This is a genomic window from Pseudomonas sp. F-14 TE3623 (genome assembly GCF_053629015.1).
On sequence record NZ_JBRJHM010000001.1, the window covers coordinates 1,008,979 to 1,022,774 of the forward strand.

Sequence of the window (13,796 nt, forward strand, 5' to 3'; positions counted from 1 at the left end):
CGGAGCGTCCGTAGAGGCATTCCCACGCGGAGCGTGGGAACGATCACCTTGCCAGCTTCAACCTTTCCCTTTGGTCCGAGTCATATTCGGCCCGCCATTCTTCTCCAGATGCTCAATGATGATCCCCGCCACGTTCTTTCCGGTGGTGGTTTCAATCCCTTCAAGCCCTGGCGACGAGTTCACTTCCATCACCAGCGGTCCATGATTGGAGCGCAGGATATCCACCCCCGCCACCGCCAACCCCATGACCTTCGCCGCACGCAACGCAGTCATGCGTTCTTCCGGCGTGATCTTGATCAGGCTCGCACTGCCACCGCGATGCAGGTTGGAGCGAAACTCCCCCGGCTTGGCCTGGCGCTTCATCGCCGCGATGACCTTGTCGCCAACCACGAAACAACGAATGTCCGCACCGCCGGCTTCCTTGATGTATTCCTGAACCATGATGTTCTGCTTCAGGCCCATGAAGGCCTCGATCACCGATTCCGCCGCCGTCGCTGTTTCACACAGCACCACGCCGATGCCCTGAGTACCTTCCAGCACCTTGATCACCAGCGGCGCGCCATTGACCATTTCGATCAAGTCGGGAATGTCATCCGGGGAGTGGGCAAAGCCGGTGACCGGCAAACCGATTCCCCGGCGCGACAGCAATTGCAGCGAACGCAGCTTGTCTCGCGAACGGGCAATGGCTACCGATTCGTTGAGCGGAAAAACCCCCATCATTTCGAACTGGCGCAGCACCGCGCAGCCATAAAACGTTACCGATGCGCCAATCCGCGGGATCACTGCATCGAAACCCTCCAGCGGTTTGCCACGGTAGTGGATCTGCGGCTTGTGACTGGCAATGTTCATGTAGGCGCGCAAGGTGTCGATCACCACCATTTCATGGCCACGCTCCATACCGGCTTCGACCAGACGACGGGTGGAATACAGACGCGGGTTCCGCGACAGCACAGCGATCTTCATGCAACACCTGTGGAGAAGGTAGATACCGGGAACACCGGCTTGTCTTGTACATATTTAATGCCCGGATTGACCACCAACTGGCCGTCGATCAGGGCTTTGGAACCGAGTAACAGGCGATATCGCATGGACTTGCGGCAGGCGAGGGTGAACTCGACCCGCCAGACCCGATCACCGAGGGCCAGGGTGGTGCTGACCACATAGCGCATCTGCGCATGGCCGTTGGAGCTTTTAATGGTTTTCCTCGTTACCAGCGGGGCTTCGCAGCGCCGGTGCCGCAGTTGCACCACCGTGCCCAGGTGCGCGGTAAAGCGCACCCACTGTTCCCCATCGCGCTCGAACGGCTCGATGTCGGTGGCGTGCAAACTGGAGGTGCTGGCGCCGGTGTCGATTTTTGCCCGAAGGCCCGCGACTCCCAAATCCGGGAGCGCCACCCACTCGCGCAGACCGATAACGGTCAAATGGTCAAATGTCTTCAAAAGTGCTCAACCGGCAAAAAACGCTCAGACCGCGTGCGGCCGAATTCGCGGTATTCACGCAGAATAATGGGTAAAAGGCGACAGATATCTACTGCCCGAATTTCCATCCCTCAATGTGCGGGGGAATGCCTGCATTCTAATCCACAGCGTGGTGATTCATGGCACGACAGAAACGGTAGTACAGTTCATCGATATTTCAGAATGAGGTCATCCAATGGCACAAAAAAGCGAAGAGGACGACAAGGTCCGTCTCGATAAATGGTTGTGGGCCGCGCGTTTTTATAAAACACGTGCCTTGGCCAAGGCCGCGATTGAGAGTGGCAAGGTGCATTGCCGGGGCGAGCGCTGCAAGCCAGGCAAGGAGCCGAGGGTGGGCGATGAATTTCAGATTCGCACCGGCTTCGAGGAGCGCACGGTGGTAGTCCAGGCGCTGTCGATCGTGCGCCGTGGTGCGCCGGAGGCTCAGGCCCTGTATGCCGAAACCGAAGCCAGCATTGCCAAACGTGAAGCGGCTGCGGCCATGCGCAAGGCCGGGGCATTGGGCGTGAGCACTGATGGCAAGCCGAGCAAGAAGCAGCGTCGGGATCTGTTCAAGTTTCGCGGTAACAGCAACGACGAGTAGTGACCGTCGTCTGGCGCAGACTTGCAATCGCGCACCTGCGCAGCCATATGGGTGTACTCGTCGGCGGCAGAGTGAAAACGCCGTTCGTCGAAAACCGAGGTTTGACCTTGCTTGGAACAACCCCGGATTGTTCATAAAATGCCCTTACGGCTGAACTTTGCCCGCTCAATAATGCGGAAATGACGCGATTTTCTTTTTTGTCACCCTTTCAGATACCCAGACCTATGACCAATCTATCGGATAACGACTACACCCAACGCTTCATCTTCGATGACAGCGACACCCGCGGCGAGCTGGTTGGGTTGGAGCGTAGCTATGCCGAAGTCCTCGCCAAACACGCCTATCCGGAGCCGGTCGCGCAACTGCTGGGCGAGCTGATGGCGGCGGCAGCGTTGCTGGTTGGCACCTTGAAGTTCGATGGCTTGCTGATTCTGCAGGCCCGTTCCGAAGGCCCGGTGCCGCTGTTGATGATTGAGTGCTCCAGCGAGCGTGAGATCCGCGGCCTGGCTCGTTACGAAGCCGACCAGATTGCCCCGGATGCGACCCTCGCCGACCTGATGCCCAATGGTGTCCTGGCGCTGACCGTCGACCCGACCCAGGGTCAGCGTTACCAAGGCATCGTCGACCTCGACGGCGCAACGCTCTCGGAGTGCTTCACTAACTACTTCGTCATGTCTCAGCAGGTCGGCACGCGCTTCTGGCTCTACGCCGATGGCCGTCGTGCCCGTGGCCTGTTGCTGCAGCAATTGCCTGCCGACCGTCTGAAAGACGAAGAAGAACGCGCGGCCAGTTGGCAGCACATCACCGCCCTGGCCAGCACGCTGACGGCCGATGAATTGCTGAGCCTGGACAACGAAACCGTGCTCCATCGCCTCTATCATGAAGAACAGGTGCGCCTGTTTGACGTGCAGCACCTACGTTTCCATTGCAGCTGCTCTCGGGAACGCTCGGGCAATGCGTTGGTCAGTTTGGGTCTGGATGATGCCCAGGCACTCGTTATCGAACACGGTGGCGCCGTGGAGATCGATTGCCAGTTTTGCAACGAACGCTACCTGTTCGACGCAGCCGATATCACCCAATTGTTCGCTGGTGCAGGGGTCGATACGCCGTCAGATACCCGTCACTAAAACGTTTCAGCGCAGCTTAACGCCGGAATAACGCCGTTCTGACGGGAGGGCCCTACACTTTTTGGGCTTTTCTGGCATAATCCGGCCCACTTTTTTCGCGGTAGTAGTGCACGACTTTCTACTACAAAACGTTTGGAGCACTCGGCCACTGGCCGACGGGGAACCTCATGACGCAAGCCAATAACGCCGTGTACACCGATCTGAGTGTTGATGATCTGGTTAAAGAAGCCCTGAATCGCGGTGAAGGCGAGCTTGCCGATACCGGCGCGCTGGTTGTTCGCACCGGTCACCGTACCGGCCGTTCGCCAGTCGATCGTTTCATCGTTGAAGAGCCGACCACCCAGGACGCCATCGCCTGGGGCCCGATCAACCGCAAGTTCCCGGCCGACAAGTTCGATGCCCTGTGGGCTCGCGTCGAGGCCTTCAACAATGCGCAAGAGCATTTCGTTTCCCACGTGCACGTAGGTGCTGCCGAAGAGCACTACCTGGCCGTGAAGATGACCACCCAGACTGCCTGGCAGAACCTGTTCGGTCGTTGCCTGTTCATCAACCCGGCCCAGTACAACCCGGCTGGCCGTGAAGAGTGGCAAGTTCTCAACGTTGCCAACTTCGAATGCGTTCCAGAGCGTGACGGCACCAACTCCGATGGTTGCGTGATCCTCAACTTCGCCCAGAAAAAAGTGCTGATTGCCGGCATGCGCTACGCCGGTGAAATGAAGAAAGCCATGTTCTCGGTGCAGAACTTCCTGCTGCCGGCCGCCGACGTACTGCCAATGCACTGCGCCGCCAACATCGGCGAAGAGGGCGACGTGACCTTGTTCTTCGGTTTGTCCGGTACCGGCAAAACCACCCTGTCCGCTGACGAAAGCCGTTACCTGATCGGTGACGACGAGCACGGCTGGGGCGAGGGTGTGGTGTTCAACATCGAAGGCGGTTGCTATGCCAAGTGCATCGACCTGTCCGAGAAGAACGAGCCGGTCATCTGGAAAGCCATCAAGCACGGCGCCGTACTGGAAAACGTCGTAATCGACCCGGTCACCAAGAAAGCCGACTACGCCGACGGCAGCCTGACCCAGAACAGCCGCGCAGCGTACCCGCTGGAGCACGTCGAGAAGCGTTCCGAGAAGAACCTCGGTGGCGAGCCAAACGCTGTGATCTTCCTGACCTGCGACCTGACCGGCGTACTGCCGCCAGTCTCGATCCTCAGCGAAGAACAAGCGGCCTACCACTTCCTGTCCGGCTACACCGCACTGGTGGGCTCGACCGAAATGGGGTCCGGCAGCGGCATCAAGTCGACCTTCTCCACCTGCTTCGGCGCACCATTCTTCCCGCGCCCGGCCGGCGAATACGCAGAACTGCTGATCAAGCGCATCCGCGGCTTCGGCTCCAAGGTTTACCTGGTCAACACCGGCTGGACCGGCGGTGGCTACGGCGTCGGCAAACGCTTCAACATCCCGACCACTCGCGGCGTCATCGCAGCGATCCAGAGCGGCGCGTTGATCGGTGCTGAGACTGAGCACCTGGACACCATCAACCTGGACGTTCCGTTGGTTGTGCCGGGCGTTGAGACTGGCCTGTTGAACCCACGTAATACCTGGGCTGACAAGGCTGCTTATGATGAAGCTGCTAAGGCATTGGCTGGGTTGTTTGTTGAGAACTTTAAAAAGTTTGATGTGAGCGATGCGATCAAGGCTGCTGGGCCGAAGTTGTAAGAATCGGTAGTGGTTTGAGGTAAGAGAAAGCCGTCCTTTTGGGGCGGCTTTTTTGTGGGCGCGATTCAGTTCTCTACGAGACAGAACTGGCAATATTCCCGCAGTAAACACGCAAAACAGCCAGAATTATTCCCCTTCTGTTGTCCTGATCCACTAGACCCCGATGGTTAATGGGGGGTTGTCGCCGCGTCTTTTCGCCCTGCGCTTGAGGTGCACGTCGTAGCTTTCGGGCTGCAAAGAGCGATTAGTGTCGTAATCGGTGATGGCGTTTACCCCTGCATCAGCCCCATGCGCGCACAACAACCTGCCTCATTCGTTATGTGTTGGGCTAAGGCTTCTTTTTTCTTGTCAGTAATGCGGACAGTGAGTGGGTATTCAGCGGGAAGTCGCGAAGATCACTCTCGCTGAGAGACCACTTACGAATAACGCTACCTGCCTGAGAGCCGTGTGGTTTGCTTGCTTTGGCGGCAGTTGTGCTTGGTTCGCGCCCGGGTTTTTTAGCCTTTGGGCCTAGGGCTCGACTTAACTGAGCATCTTGTAGTCGACGTCCCGTCTCATCGGATTCGCCAACCTTGTTCAAGTCTTGCTCCAGACCCAATACGTGCATCACCGACAGATAAGCTCCCATCGTCACCCTCGCACCACCCGACTCCAGAGAGCGCAACGTCATGACAGACATGCCGGCTCGTTCTGCCACTTGTTTAGCTGTCAGCCTTCGACGTAAACGAGCCAGTTTTAGGCGTTCGCCGAGGTCGGTAAGCAGTCGGGCAATACGCGGGAGAAGTGCCGCTGTTTTTCTAGCCATACAGCTAATATTCCTTCACTTCTGAGGTAATAACGCCAGAATAATTGCACTTATGCGAGCCGTTCCAGACGTGGCGTCTGCCCTATTGGTTCTCCAGTTCCTGCGTATCCCACCGTTGCACCTTGATCGCTTGGTAAAGCATGCCAATGGTCAAAGGCACCTTGTCACCGCACCCCTTCGCCCGACGCTTGAGAAACACATCAAACCCTTCCGGCTGAAAATACCGATACGCATCGTAGTCGACGAAATCAATGGCGAACTGTTCCTCCAGCGCTTCCATCAGCTGCCGCGCGTCTGCGCCATCACAGCCCAGGTCAAAGTTGATCGAGGTGGTGAGGCTGATGGTATTTCGTTCGGGCAGGCCGAGTTCTTCGTGCAGCAGCTGCATGAGCAGGTGCATGGCGTGGTCGTCGGGGAAGTTGAGGGCGAGGTTCATAGCGCGTCCGTTTGGCTTGGGGAGGGCAGGTTGAGTCGGTTTTCCTTGTCGGTACTTGGCGATCACTTCTTCTCGTGTAGGAAGCGGCACGTCAAGGTCTGCCGGAGACGTATCAAATCCGGCGAGGCGTAGGCTAGCCAAGTAGTTTGAACGGCAGACTTTTTCGTAGTGCGCTTGTTTCTGTTTGAAGGTTAATTTGCTCATGAATAGTGTGCCGGAGCCGTTTCAGGGCCATTTCTGTCTGGCATGCATTACTCGCAGCATCTCTACCAAATCGTCTCTGATCAGATAGACCATTACGTAGTTTGAGGTTACGACTATCTCGCGTGTCCCTGGAACGATGCCTTTCCTGTAAAGAGTCGGGCGCTGTCGAGCGTGCTCTGCCTTCAGTTCAAACATCTCATCGAGGGCAACAGCTGCGATTGGGTTGTCCTGACTGATGTGATCCATGATTCTGCTTCGGTCATCAAGCGCCATCGGACGCCAGACCAACCTCATCAACGCGCTCGTTGACGTATGGCATCACGCTTGGCGGCAAATATTCGGCGGGCCTCTTCGTCGCTCACGCTCGGTCTCAAATCATCAACACTGCTTTGTACCTGTTCCTTGAACCATTCTTCATATGCCGCAGCCTCATGGGCCTGTTTCATTGCCTCGGAGCGATCAGGGCGGGTGTAGGTTTTGAATTGGAACGGATCATAATTCGATGCGTCCACATCGAAGTGGTTGATGCCCATGTCTCGCAGATAAGTCACCAGTGTTTCAAGTCGTTTGAATAGGCGCACTTGACGACTGCGTTGTGCCGTCAGCGAGCATTCTTTACTTCCGTATCGGATTTGAATCGACCAACCGCCTGGTCTTGCGACGATATGAGCGCTGTTTACCGAACCGTTTTCAAGCAGTCGAGTGAGGGTGCTGTGATCGATGGTTTCGGTTGTCATGAAGGCGAGTCCATTGTTGAACAGTGGCTCATATGCTACGCAATCAATAATAGTTTGCAAGATTCAGCTCCTCACGTTGGAAAGGGGGGGATACAGCATTGATCGTCGATCAGGCAGGCAGCCCTTGTCTGGAGCAGTGCCTGCCTGAGAGTGGTTTTAAGCCGGCGCTTTCCAGCCCATCATGCGTTGCTGGGCGACTTTAAGCAGGTCGCAGCCGTCCTGTGTCAGTAAGTAGACCGCGTGGGTGATGTGGGGGATGTCTTCGATGTCGCCGTGTTTGAAGCAAACGCAGTGCAGGGTTTTGAGGAGATCACTGGAGGCTCGGATACGCTGGAGGGCGGCTTCGAGAATGTCCTGAGGGTTTGCCTCTGTATCGATGATCAGGGGCGGGGAGTCGGTGAGGTTGGTTTGCAGCGGGAGGTAGCGATCGGTTGTGGACGGATTCCATGAATTCATTTTATGTAATCTCAAATGCATCAGAAGGAACCGCCGCCATCGTGACCAAGCGATGGGAGGCGGACTGTGTTCGGGTTGGTCAACCGGTGAGATCACACGCAAACCCGGCACGTCCGAAGACGTCCCAAACACAGCCGCCATAAAGCATGCTGACGCAAAAGCGCCGGCAGCATACAACGGGTGCGTGCGTAGATCTAATTCGGGTGACCAAGCCCGAGTCACTGATTTGGCAGCGACAGTCACGACTATAGGTGCGAGCTCCGGGCAGCGATAGACGACAAGGAGTCCCCGCTTGTAGGAACCGGATGAGCCTTGGCTAGGCCGTTTCTATAGGAATTTTCCGCGACGCAATTTCTCGTATTTTTCCGCCATCCCGCGCCATCACCTCAACAAATATGCTGATACGCCGCAACATCCAGCACGCTAGTCGTCAGCCCAGTCGCCGGCGTATAGATAGTGCCTTTCACTGCCGAGAAGTTGACCCCTTGGCTGCCCAGCGAAACATAGCGTTCGCCTTGATCCAGCTCGGTGAAGTAGGTGTAAGAGTATTTGTGCATCAGCTGGTACATCGCTTCGTTGTCGACCATGGCTTTGCCGAGGTTCTCCAGATCGGCATGGGTCAGGTTCAACGACTTGTCCAGTTGCACGCCCCAACGCTGGAGGCAGACTTCGGCGAAGTGGCGGACGATCCGGCCTGGCTCGGCCAGGATTTTCGGGCCGTTGACGCCATCGGCGGAGGCGTTTCCAACCAGGGTGGCGTGGCGGCCTGCCATGGGGTAAATGTGGGTTTTGGTGCCGGTAGCGGTTTGCGGAATAACGCAGCTGAAACCTTTCGAGCGTTCGTCACGGGCATAGAAACCTACATACTCTTTGACGTTGGCGCCGAGTTTGACTTTGTCATCCTGAAAGTTGCCAATACCCGGCACCGGGTCAATTGCAAAGATATTAACCGGGATGTTTTTAAGTTCGCTGTCCTTGAACATGGCGTTGGCCAGCATGTGGCAACTAATGCCGCCACGGCTCCAGCCGACCAAGTTTACTTGGGTGGGAATAACACCGTCCTTTCGGAAGGTTTTGATGATCTGTTCTTGTAACGCCTGCTGGGTCACGCTGCGATCGCCATAGTTGTATTTTCGCCAGAGCCACGAGCCTTCAACTTTTACGTCTTCGATTGGAATGCCGGCTGCTTTGAGGCGGTTGTATTCTTCTTCGGTCAGTTGCTCGCGCTGCCAGTCACACTGGCCTTTGATGATGTTGATCGCATGCTGGACGTTTTGCTCCCAGCCGTTGCCGAACAGTGTGCCGCTGAGGCCGTATTCCTCGGACTTGGTAAAGAGATCGTCGGCTTGCAGGTTACCGCTGCCGGGCCCGTCGACCACGATCCATTCGGCAAACTCACGGCCAAGATGGTGGGATGCGAGTGTCGATACCAGTTCGCCGTCCCAGTAATTTGCATTGGTGTCGTCGAATTTAGTTGAGCCAGTGCCGCAGAAGAAAATAGTTAATACAGTCATTTGTGTTGCTCTTGTTTAATGTAAGAGCTGGCACGTTAGTTTTTGTTGTTTGAATGGTGAAGTGATTAGTTGTTGCTGGTTTTGTAAGGTGTGTCAGTTGTTTGTGTTTTTATTTAATTCGCTGTTTGGCGATTTCAAGAAGTTTGCAGCCATCTTGGGTCAGCAAGTAAAGTGCGTTGACGATATTGGGAATGTCTTTCACGTCAGCCTGTTTGAAGCACAGGCAATAGAGCGTTTCGAGCAGATCGCTGGCGGCGCGGATGCGTTGCAGGGAGGCGTCGAGAATCTCGTGAGGATTGGCTTCGGTGTCGATGACCAACACGGGGGTATCGCTGTAGCTGGTTTTGAGCGGGTGATAGCGGTCTGTTAACGAATGGAACGTGGTCATCGAGGTCAGTCCTGTGGGAAGTCGGGCAGTCTCGCCGGCAGGCCGACACAATGTTTTCAGCCGCGTCGAAAAACTATAGAGGGCCGTGGCGAGGCATCGCAAGGTGGCGCAAATGGACAGGTTTTGTAGGTTGTTTACCGGCGCTATCGGCCTTTGCCTACGCATACCCCAACTATTTTTTAAGCTTTTCCCTTAGAGGTCGATATTCCTACGGGCCTGTCAGGCTTAGCGCATCAAAGCTCTGCATGGTGCGCGCCAGAATTTGTAGGACGTTTCGAAGCGTCTGAGTCGACTCTTAAAGGGAATTAGGTATGCAATGGCTGCGTATGGCCACGATTTTGTTGTTGTGGGCCGGTGTTTACCGTTTGACCGGCGCTGCTGACGGGGATCATTCGCTGATCCTTGCCAACATGGACCGCACCGGTTGGCCACAGGGGCTGATCACTCAGGCAGACGTCGATACTGCGTCCCGCGCCGAGGTGTTGATGGTGGGCAAGGCGCTGTTGGCCAGCGAAGCGCTGGATGAACAGGGTCTGAAACAGCGACTGGGTGTGCAGGCTGTGAAGCTCAAGTCGGTCAGGCAAGTGCGTGAGGGGTTGTGGGATCGGTTGCTGATTACCTACCGCAACGCCAGCCAGAACTGTGACGGTGAACCCTTTTGCCCCCGTGTGCGAAGTGTCGCGGATTTGCGTCAGTTGGCGGCGGCGTTCACTGGCGAGATCAGCCCGGCTTTTGCGGTTTGGGCGAGCAAGAGCCGGGTGTTTCATGAGCAGGCGCTGGATGAGCAGTTGCGGGTGGCGGTGTTGGTGCCGTAGCCCCCCGACCTATCCGCTGTATCATCCCGTATCGTTTTTGCCCCCGACCTTTTCTCGACTCGCTGCGTTCGCCGGCTAGGCTTTGGGCTTCGCAGCGGTCAACGGAGTGACAGCTTATGCACAACACCCTGGAACAGGTTTTCGGTTATCCACAGTTTCGGCCTGGCCAGGAGGCGGCGGTCAGTGCTGTGTTGGCCGGGCGCTCGGCGGCGGCGATTTTCCCGACCGGTTCGGGTAAGTCTCTTTGCTATCAATTGCCGGCGTTGTTGCTGCCGCACCTGACATTGGTGGTCTCGCCTTTGCTGGCGTTGATGCAGGATCAATTGGCGTTCTTGCAGCGCCACGGCATTGCGGCGGGCAGTATCGATTCGGCCCAGAGCCGCGATGACGCCAGCGATGTGATGGCCCGGGCAAAGTCCGGGGAATTGAAGATTCTGATGATTTCCGTGGAGCGTCTGAAGAACGAGCGCTTCCGCCATTTTTTGCAGCAGGTGCCGATCTCGCTGCTGGTGGTGGACGAGGCCCACTGCATTTCTGAATGGGGTCACAACTTCCGCCCCGACTACCTCAAGCTGCCGGACTATCAGCGCCAGTTCAACATCCCTCAGGCCTTGCTGCTGACGGCCACCGCGACACCCAAGGTGATCGCTGACATGGAGGCCAAATTCGGCATCTCCCCTGAGGATGTGGTGACCACCGGTTTCTACCGACCCAACCTCAACCTGTTGGTGGAACCGGTACGCGGCCAGGACAAGCGACGACGCCTTGTCGAGTGGATGAGCCAACGTCCCGGCCAGCCGAGTATCGTCTACGTCACCTTGCAGAAAACCGCCGAGCACATCGCCGAACATCTGGGCCGCAATGGCATCCAGGCCGAGGCCTATCACGCCGGTTTGCCCCATGAACAGCGGGAAGGAATACAGAAACGGTTTATGGGCGGGCAGTCCAATTGCATTGTCGCCACCATTGCCTTCGGCATGGGCATCGACAAAAGCGATATCCGTAACGTGGTGCATTTCGACCTGCCTAAATCCATCGAAAACTACAGCCAGGAAATCGGCCGCGCCGGGCGTGACGGGCAGCCATCCGATTGCCTGGTGCTGGCCAACCGCGACAGCCTCAACGTGCTGGAGAACTTCGTCTACGGCGACACGCCGGAACGGGACGGCATTCGTTACGTACTCGACGAGTTGCAAGCCGCTGTACCCGAGGGGCAGTGGGAGTTTCTGCTGGGACCTTTGGCTGATCACAGCAACATTCGCCAGTTGCCGCTCAAGACCTTGCTGGTACAGCTTGAACTGCGCGGAATAATCGCACCGCGTTATGCCTATTACGCCGAATACCGCTTCAAGTATTTGCAGGAGCCCGAAGCCTTGCTTGCCCGTTTCGAGGGGGAGCGCAGGGACTTCGTCTCGGCCATCATCCAGACCTCCAGCCGCGCACGGACCTGGGCCACGGTGAATTTCGATGCGCTGTATGAGCAGTATTCCGCCGAGCGCAGTCGGGTGGTCAAGGCGTTGGATTATTTTCAGGAAAAGGGCTGGGTCGAGGTCGAAAGCAAGCAGATGACCGAAGTCTACAGCCTGCTGGACGCGGACTTTGATTCCCCAACCCTGAGCGCTGAATTGCACGCCTATTTCACCCGACACGAGCGCACCGAGATCGCTCGGATTCACGCCATGCTCGATCTGTTCGCCACTGACCACTGCCTGGGTTACCGCCTGGCCGAGTACTTCGGCGACGATAACGCGCCCCGGCAGTGTGGGCATTGCTCGGTGTGTCACGGTCAGGTGGCGCGATTGCCGGCACCGCCGGAATTGCCAGCGCTTGTGGATAAAAATTTCGAGGCGTTGTGTGGTGGTTTTATCCACAGGCACGAGCAGCACACGGGGAGTGCTCCATCGGCGGAGCGCGTGACGCGGTTTCTGTGCGGGATCAGCGTGCCGTTGTTTACCAAACTCAAGGCTCGGGCGATTCCGGGGTTTGCGGCGTTGGAGGATTATCCGTATGGCGACGTGCGGGAGTGGGCTCAAGCGCACCTGCCAAGCTGAAACACCGTCAATGTGGGAGCAACTGTCTTGATGACCTTTATTTTGAACGCACATCCATCCCCTGAATGTCGCTCATCACAGGAATAAATTTCAAAAAAGCCCGGCGCCTGACTATGGTGAGGACTGTCTTTGGATCGCTAACAAGAGAACAATCATGAGCCAGACACCGTTCGATATTCAGCGCGCCGCCGTGATCGGCGCGGGCACCATGGGCCGTGGCATTGTCATGTGCCTGGCCAACGCCGGGGTGCCGGTGCAATGGGTCGATAACAATCCGCAGATGCTTGAGCAGGCACTGACCAGCGTGGCTGAGACCTACGCCCACAATGTGCGTCAGGGACGGATCGATCAGGCAGAGGCGGATGCGCGCATTGCACGGGTGACGGCGGCTGCCAATTACGCAGCGATCCGCGATGTCGATCTGGTCATCGAAGCGGTCTACGAAAACCTCGAGTTGAAACAGAAAATCTTCCGCGAGCTCGACGGCCTGATGAAACCTGAAGCGATTCTGGCCAGCAATACCTCGGCGCTGGACATCGACGCGATTGCTGCTGCCACTCGCCGTCCGCAGCAGGTGCTGGGCCTGCATTTCTTCAGCCCGGCGCACATCATGAAACTGCTGGAGATTGTGCGTGGCGCCCAGACGGCGCCGGCAGTGCTTGATGCGGCGCTGGAGCTGGGCAAGCGCATGGGCAAGGTCAGTGTGGTGTCGGGCAACTGCCATGGTTTTATCGGCAACCGCATGCTGCATCCGTACGTGCTCGAAGCGCGCAAGATGCTGCTGGAGGGTGCATTGCCTTACGAGGTGGATGCGGCGCTGCAAGGTTTTGGTTTCGCCATGGGGCCGTTCCGCATGTACGACGTGGTCGGCATCGACCTGGAGTGGCGCGCTCGGGAACTGGCTGGCAAAGGTCAGGATGCGCCGGAGGTTCAAGTGGACAATCGCTTGTGCGAGCTGGGGCGTTTCGGTCAGAAGAGTGGCGACGGGTATTACCACTACGAACCGGGCAGTCGCCAGGCTGAGCACGATCTGGAGGTCGATGCGCTGGTGCTGGAAGTCAGCGAAGGGTTGGGGTTCCAGCGTCGCCAGATCGGCCCTGAAGAGGTTCTGGAGCGTTGCTTGCTGGCGCTGGTCAACGAAGGGGCGAAGATTCTTCAGGAAGGTATTGCGACGTCGGCGCATGACATCGATCTGGTGTACCTCAACGGTTATGGCTTCCCGGCGGAGAAGGGCGGGCCGATGGCCTGGGCGGATCAGCAAGGGTTGGAAGATATTCATCTGCGGTTGCTGGCACTGGAGACCCGTCAGGGTGATCAGTGGACGCCGGCGCGGTTGATTGGTGAGCTGGCGGCAGAGGGGCGAGGCTTTGCTGACGTGTGATTTTATGTGGCGTCTGTGACGGCCTAATCGCGAGCAGGCTCGCTCCCACCCTGGATCTCAGTCGTTCACAAATCTGTGATCAATGAAGATCCAAATGTGGGAGCGAGCC

Annotated in this window: 15 protein-coding genes and 1 pseudogene; 6 read left to right on the forward strand and 10 right to left on the reverse strand. The window is 57.2% G+C overall.

Annotated elements, in window-relative coordinates; genetic code table 11:
* Window positions 1-57 precede the first annotated feature (57 nt).
* Window positions 58-963 carry a 30S ribosomal protein S6--L-glutamate ligase gene (gene rimK / locus AB7M29_RS04565; protein ID WP_008005189.1) on the reverse strand — a complete coding sequence of 302 codons (906 nt, stop codon included), beginning with the start codon at window positions 961-963 and terminating at the stop codon, window positions 58-60.
* Complete coding sequence (gene rimB, locus AB7M29_RS04570; protein ID WP_007903080.1) at window positions 960-1,439, reverse strand: retropepsin-like aspartic endopeptidase RimB; 480 nt, start codon at window positions 1,437-1,439, stop codon at window positions 960-962. Before rimB ends, rimK begins: the two co-directional genes overlap by 4 nt.
* A gap of 214 nt (window positions 1,440-1,653) precedes the next feature.
* On the opposite strand from rimB, the gene AB7M29_RS04575 reads away from it, so the two are divergent.
* From AB7M29_RS04575 to AB7M29_RS04585, 3 genes are all read left to right on the forward strand, one after another.
* The gene (locus AB7M29_RS04575) at window positions 1,654-2,061 is read left to right on the forward strand and encodes an RNA-binding S4 domain-containing protein (protein WP_007903079.1); all 408 of its coding nucleotides are present in this window, start codon (window positions 1,654-1,656) and stop codon (window positions 2,059-2,061) included.
* A 224-nt stretch (window positions 2,062-2,285) separates the two neighbouring features.
* Window positions 2,286-3,188 carry an Hsp33 family molecular chaperone HslO gene (gene hslO / locus AB7M29_RS04580; protein WP_454246423.1) on the forward strand — a complete coding sequence of 301 codons (903 nt, stop codon included), beginning with the start codon at window positions 2,286-2,288 and terminating at the stop codon, window positions 3,186-3,188.
* A gap of 167 nt (window positions 3,189-3,355) precedes the next feature.
* Entirely contained in the window at window positions 3,356-4,900 is a 1,545-nt protein-coding gene (locus AB7M29_RS04585) for a phosphoenolpyruvate carboxykinase (RefSeq protein ID WP_454246424.1), read from the forward strand.
* A gap of 328 nt (window positions 4,901-5,228) precedes the next feature.
* Here AB7M29_RS04585 and AB7M29_RS04590 read toward each other — a convergent pair whose 3' ends face one another.
* From AB7M29_RS04590 to AB7M29_RS04625, 8 genes and pseudogenes are all read right to left on the reverse strand, one after another.
* Window positions 5,229-5,705, reverse strand: a complete 477-nt coding sequence (locus tag AB7M29_RS04590; protein WP_454246425.1) for a helix-turn-helix domain-containing protein — start codon at window positions 5,703-5,705, stop codon at window positions 5,229-5,231.
* Between the two features lie 82 nt (window positions 5,706-5,787).
* Complete coding sequence (locus AB7M29_RS04595; protein WP_454248696.1) at window positions 5,788-6,141, reverse strand: DUF1493 family protein; 354 nt, start codon at window positions 6,139-6,141, stop codon at window positions 5,788-5,790.
* A gap of 57 nt (window positions 6,142-6,198) precedes the next feature.
* Window positions 6,199-6,345: pseudogene (locus AB7M29_RS04600) on the reverse strand (YhfG family protein); the annotation flags it as partial.
* A 21-nt stretch (window positions 6,346-6,366) separates the two neighbouring features.
* The gene (locus AB7M29_RS04605) at window positions 6,367-6,639 is read right to left on the reverse strand and encodes a type II toxin-antitoxin system RelE/ParE family toxin (RefSeq protein ID WP_217855180.1); all 273 of its coding nucleotides are present in this window, start codon (window positions 6,637-6,639) and stop codon (window positions 6,367-6,369) included.
* Window positions 6,639-7,142, reverse strand: coding sequence for a hypothetical protein (locus AB7M29_RS04610; protein ID WP_367616726.1), 504 nt, complete (start codon window positions 7,140-7,142; stop codon window positions 6,639-6,641). Before AB7M29_RS04610 ends, AB7M29_RS04605 begins: the two co-directional genes overlap by 1 nt.
* Window positions 7,143-7,238: 96 nt before the next feature.
* Window positions 7,239-7,538, reverse strand: coding sequence for a hypothetical protein (locus AB7M29_RS04615; RefSeq protein ID WP_217855182.1), 300 nt, complete (start codon window positions 7,536-7,538; stop codon window positions 7,239-7,241).
* A gap of 386 nt (window positions 7,539-7,924) precedes the next feature.
* Window positions 7,925-9,052 (reverse strand): hypothetical protein, encoded by a 1,128-nt coding sequence (locus AB7M29_RS04620; protein ID WP_454246426.1) that lies wholly within the window; start codon window positions 9,050-9,052, stop codon window positions 7,925-7,927.
* A gap of 109 nt (window positions 9,053-9,161) precedes the next feature.
* Window positions 9,162-9,440, reverse strand: coding sequence for a hypothetical protein (locus AB7M29_RS04625; RefSeq protein ID WP_454246427.1), 279 nt, complete (start codon window positions 9,438-9,440; stop codon window positions 9,162-9,164).
* 311 nt (window positions 9,441-9,751) lie between these two features.
* Between AB7M29_RS04625 and AB7M29_RS04630 the strand changes: the two genes are divergently transcribed.
* The 3 genes from AB7M29_RS04630 to AB7M29_RS04640 all read left to right on the forward strand — a co-directional run bounded on the left by AB7M29_RS04630 (window position 9,752) and on the right by AB7M29_RS04640 (window position 13,687).
* A complete protein-coding gene (locus tag AB7M29_RS04630) occupies window positions 9,752-10,255 on the forward strand; it encodes a polysaccharide deacetylase (protein ID WP_454246428.1) in 504 nt (167 codons plus the stop codon).
* A gap of 116 nt (window positions 10,256-10,371) precedes the next feature.
* On the forward strand, window positions 10,372-12,306 hold the full coding sequence (locus tag AB7M29_RS04635) for a RecQ family ATP-dependent DNA helicase (protein WP_454246429.1): 1,935 nt from the start codon (window positions 10,372-10,374) through the stop codon (window positions 12,304-12,306).
* Window positions 12,307-12,460: 154 nt separating this feature from the next.
* Window positions 12,461-13,687 carry a 3-hydroxyacyl-CoA dehydrogenase NAD-binding domain-containing protein gene (locus AB7M29_RS04640; protein ID WP_454246430.1) on the forward strand — a complete coding sequence of 409 codons (1,227 nt, stop codon included), beginning with the start codon at window positions 12,461-12,463 and terminating at the stop codon, window positions 13,685-13,687.
* Window positions 13,688-13,796: the final 109 nt, after the last annotated feature.

Coding starts and splice junctions, on each gene's coding strand:
- hslO (WP_454246423.1), top strand. CDS start 2,286: ATGACCAATCTATCGGATAACGACTACACCCAACGCTTCATCTTCGAT.
- AB7M29_RS04615 (WP_217855182.1), bottom strand. CDS start 7,538: ATGAATTCATGGAATCCGTCCACAACCGATCGCTACCTCCCGCTGCAA.
- AB7M29_RS04620 (WP_454246426.1), bottom strand. CDS start 9,052: ATGACTGTATTAACTATTTTCTTCTGCGGCACTGGCTCAACTAAATTC.
- AB7M29_RS04575 (WP_007903079.1), top strand. CDS start 1,654: ATGGCACAAAAAAGCGAAGAGGACGACAAGGTCCGTCTCGATAAATGG.
- AB7M29_RS04625 (WP_454246427.1), bottom strand. CDS start 9,440: ATGACCACGTTCCATTCGTTAACAGACCGCTATCACCCGCTCAAAACC.
- AB7M29_RS04630 (WP_454246428.1), top strand. CDS start 9,752: ATGCAATGGCTGCGTATGGCCACGATTTTGTTGTTGTGGGCCGGTGTT.
- AB7M29_RS04585 (WP_454246424.1), top strand. CDS start 3,356: ATGACGCAAGCCAATAACGCCGTGTACACCGATCTGAGTGTTGATGAT.
- AB7M29_RS04605 (WP_217855180.1), bottom strand. CDS start 6,639: ATGAGGTTGGTCTGGCGTCCGATGGCGCTTGATGACCGAAGCAGAATC.
- rimK (WP_008005189.1), bottom strand. CDS start 963: ATGAAGATCGCTGTGCTGTCGCGGAACCCGCGTCTGTATTCCACCCGT.
- AB7M29_RS04595 (WP_454248696.1), bottom strand. CDS start 6,141: ATGAACCTCGCCCTCAACTTCCCCGACGACCACGCCATGCACCTGCTC.
- AB7M29_RS04635 (WP_454246429.1), top strand. CDS start 10,372: ATGCACAACACCCTGGAACAGGTTTTCGGTTATCCACAGTTTCGGCCT.
- AB7M29_RS04590 (WP_454246425.1), bottom strand. CDS start 5,705: ATGGCTAGAAAAACAGCGGCACTTCTCCCGCGTATTGCCCGACTGCTT.
- AB7M29_RS04640 (WP_454246430.1), top strand. CDS start 12,461: ATGAGCCAGACACCGTTCGATATTCAGCGCGCCGCCGTGATCGGCGCG.